Annotated in this window: 4 protein-coding genes and 1 pseudogene; 3 read left to right on the top strand and 2 right to left on the bottom strand. The window is 68.8% G+C overall.

Annotated features, from left to right (window positions below):
- Positions 1-197, bottom strand: a pseudogene (locus tag AC1DHD_RS15360) (hypothetical protein); the annotation flags it as partial.
- A 200-nt stretch (positions 198-397) separates the two neighbouring features.
- Complete coding sequence (locus AC1DHD_RS15355) at positions 398-622, bottom strand: hypothetical protein (protein ID WP_476880542.1); 225 nt, start codon at positions 620-622, stop codon at positions 398-400.
- 80 nt (positions 623-702) lie between these two features.
- On the opposite strand from AC1DHD_RS15355, the gene AC1DHD_RS15350 reads away from it, so the two are divergent.
- The 3 genes from AC1DHD_RS15350 (at position 703) to AC1DHD_RS15340 (ending at position 2,778) form a co-directional block, all read left to right on the top strand.
- Positions 703-1,191 carry a MarR family winged helix-turn-helix transcriptional regulator gene (locus tag AC1DHD_RS15350; RefSeq protein ID WP_476880541.1) on the top strand — a complete coding sequence of 163 codons (489 nt, stop codon included), beginning with the start codon at positions 703-705 and terminating at the stop codon, positions 1,189-1,191.
- Between the two features lie 71 nt (positions 1,192-1,262).
- Positions 1,263-1,826, top strand: a complete 564-nt coding sequence (locus AC1DHD_RS15345) for an SSI family serine proteinase inhibitor (protein ID WP_476880540.1) — start codon at positions 1,263-1,265, stop codon at positions 1,824-1,826.
- Positions 1,783-2,778 carry a 3-methyladenine DNA glycosylase gene (locus AC1DHD_RS15340; RefSeq protein ID WP_476880539.1) on the top strand — a complete coding sequence of 332 codons (996 nt, stop codon included), beginning with the start codon at positions 1,783-1,785 and terminating at the stop codon, positions 2,776-2,778. The genes AC1DHD_RS15345 and AC1DHD_RS15340 overlap by 44 nt, the downstream gene beginning before the upstream one ends.
- Positions 2,779-2,943 lie beyond the last annotated feature (165 nt).

Below are 2,943 nucleotides of genomic sequence, written 5' to 3'. Positions count from 1 at the left end.
GCGTAGTGGTGCCCCTGCGTATCGGTCTCGACCTCAAAACCCGCGAGGTCCGTTTCGGAGGCGTGCTCGAAGTCGTCGTGCCGGTGCACGATCGGTGCGGTGTAGTCCCCCCGCGAGGCGGGGCCAAACAGGAACCGCGCCCAGGACGAAGGGTGCAGGTGCCGGCTCAGTGCAGCCATCCTCAGTGCACGTGCCATATTTCCCACCCCCTTTCCTGCTGTCAGGCCAATTCCTGCTGACAGGCCTTCCGGAACAAAGGTGGCGCGGGCGGCGCCAGTGCCCCTATTTTACGCCCGACGGCGGCAAATGGCAGCGTGGGTGGCGGCGGCAAACCGCGCGCAGTCGGCCGCGCAGGCCAGCTCCGGCGCGGGCTCAGGTGGCCGGCCCCGGTGCGGCCTCAGCGCAAGGACTTGTCGCCCGGGTTGCGGGGCACCACGTAGGTGCTGCCGTCGGGCCGGTGGACGGTTTCCCACTGCTGGGTTTCGGCCTCGCGCTGGGCCAGCAGCAGCCGGTTCTGCTCCGTCATTTCGTGGCCGAGCGAGGTTCGACTGGCGGGACCGAAAATTGCCCGCAGTTTGCCCGTTGCCCGCATGAAACGCTCGGCACGGTTTTCCTTGGCCATCGCTACCTACTTCCTCGAACCGGATGTTCCATCCAGTGTACGCTAATGATTAGTGCACTAACCATTTGAAGGAGGCCTGCATGACCGACGACACCATCACCGTCGCCACCGCCACACCCGAAGACGAAGACCTGCTGCTGGAACACCAGCTCTGCTTTGCCCTGACGGTTGCCTCCCGCAGTGTGGTGGGCGCTTATAAGCCGGTGCTCGACAAGCTGGGCCTCACTCATCCCCAGTACTTGGTAATGCTCTGCCTCTGGGAATCCAGCCCGCGCTCAGTCCGGGACATCAGTGACGCCCTCGCGCAGGAACCCGCCACGATCTCACCGCTGCTGCGCCGGCTGGAAGCTGCGGGCTACCTCACCAGGCAGCGGGCCGAGGGCGACGAACGCAGCCTCGCCGTCCGCCTGACCCCCCGCGGCGCAGCGCTCCGGCAGCAGGCCACGGCGGTCCCCGGGACCATGATGGCCCGGCTGGGTCTGGACCGGGAGCAGGTCGGGGAACTGCACGCAGCCATGATGCGGCTCATCGCGGCCACCCAGTCTGCCGGGGCCCCGAGCGGGGGCTAAGGGTACTTCCGGCCCGRATGCCGGCCCACGCTCCGGCGCTAGAATGGGGCTGAGACCGAGGAGAAGAGCCAATGCGCAAGAACCTGATTCCTACAGCGCTCGTTGTGATGACCGCCCTCGCCCTGGCCGCCTGCTCCCCCGGCGGCGGACCCGCGCCGAGCCCGTCATCCACCGGCACGGCCTCCGCCTCCGCCTCCGCCACGTCCCCCGGCAGCACACCCTCGGCCGATACGGAGACCACCGTCCCCGCGCCGTCCCCGTCGGCCGAAGCACCCTCCGCCGGTCCCGGCCAGGGCAATGCCGAGCTGGCCATCATGATCAAGGCCTCCGCAAACGCCAATGCCGTCAATTACACCCTGGTCTGCCAGGACGGCGTCCCCGCCGCCGAGAGCAAGCACCCCACCGCCGCCGCGGCCTGTGCGGCGCTGAAGAAGAACGCGGCGCTCCTGAACACCGCCCCCCGGCCCACAGACCGGGCCTGCACCCAGCAGTACGGCGGCCCGGAGCAGGCCACGGTGACGGGTTCAGTTGACGGCAAAGCCGTCGAATCGAACTTCAGCCGCAAGGACGGCTGCGAGATCGCGGCCTGGAATGCCGCCAAGGAGATCCTCGGGTCAACCGGAGGGGCTGTCTAAACTGCTGCACCTTCCGCAGGACCAGTGGCTGGAGCGGGAAGCAGCCCACCACCAGCGCGTCCGGACCTACGCCGAGCCCTACCTGGCCCGGCGCTCCGCCGGACGGAAACACCCGGTGGAGGACTTCCTCTTCACCTACTACACGCAAAAGCCCGGACAGCTGATGCGCTGGCACCCGGGCGCCGGCGTCGTGCTCTCCGGGCCGGCCGCCAGGCAGCGCGCTGACTGGAAGTACTACCGCGCTCCCGACGACGGCGAGCTGGCAGCCGCCGGGCTGGCCCCGGGGACGGCCGCGGTGACGGCCGACGTCGGCCGGTTCCTCAGCGAACGCCGCGACGCCCTGCAGTTCGCCGGCATCATCCTCGCGGGCACCTCCGCGAGGCCCGCCCAGTTCGGCTGTTTCGGGCTGCACGAGTGGGCGATGGTCTACCGGCAGGACAAGTTCGAGCTGCGGCACGAGTACCTGCAGCTGCGGCTGGGGTCGGAGCAGACGGACCGGGTGGTCGAAGAGAACCGCATCCGCTGCTCGCATTTTGACGCGTTCCGCTTCTATACCCCGGACGCGGTCCCGCTGAACACCCTGGCACCGAGCCGCGAGAACCAGCGGACCCTCGAGCAGCCCGGCTGCCTGCACGCGAACATGGACCTGTACAAATGGGCCTACAAACTGGCACCGGCGCTGCCCAGCGAGCTGGTGATGGATTGCTTCGAGCTCTCGTGGCGGATCCGCGCCATGGACATGCAGGCCTCACCCTATGATCTGAGCGAGTGGGGCTACCCGCCTATCCGCATCGAAGTCCCGGAGGGCAAGGCTGAATACGTCGAGCACCAACGGACCTTTGCCGACGCCTCCCAGGAGCTTCGCCGGCGGCTTCTTGCCGAACTGGCCCCGCTGCTCACGGCCGCATCGGAGGCGGCCCCGCTGCCCGCACCCCAGGAAGGACGCCCATGACCGATCAGACCGGACCCGACAGCAGGCACGACGTCGACCTCACCATCACCCTGACGGAAGCCCCCGGCGGGCCGGAATACAGCTTCCGACTGATGGCCGACGGCGGCGGAGGCACCGTGGAGTCGTCCCTCCCGGATCCCGCTGCGGCCCTGGCAGCCCTGCGGG

It is taken from the genome of Arthrobacter sp. 05L45_2, from assembly GCF_056397525.1.
The sequence above is the reverse complement of the archived record's forward strand: the minus strand, read 5'-3'. Positions and strand labels throughout refer to the sequence as shown.

Bases quoted from the DNA above. Each gene is read 5' to 3' on its own strand.
- AC1DHD_RS15355 (WP_476880542.1), bottom strand. From the start codon at position 622: ATGGCCAAGGAAAACCGTGCCGAGCGTTTCATGCGGGCAACGGGCAAA.
- AC1DHD_RS15350 (WP_476880541.1), top strand. From the start codon at position 703: ATGACCGACGACACCATCACCGTCGCCACCGCCACACCCGAAGACGAA.
- AC1DHD_RS15345 (WP_476880540.1), top strand. From the start codon at position 1,263: ATGCGCAAGAACCTGATTCCTACAGCGCTCGTTGTGATGACCGCCCTC.
- AC1DHD_RS15340 (WP_476880539.1), top strand. From the start codon at position 1,783: ATGCCGCCAAGGAGATCCTCGGGTCAACCGGAGGGGCTGTCTAAACTG.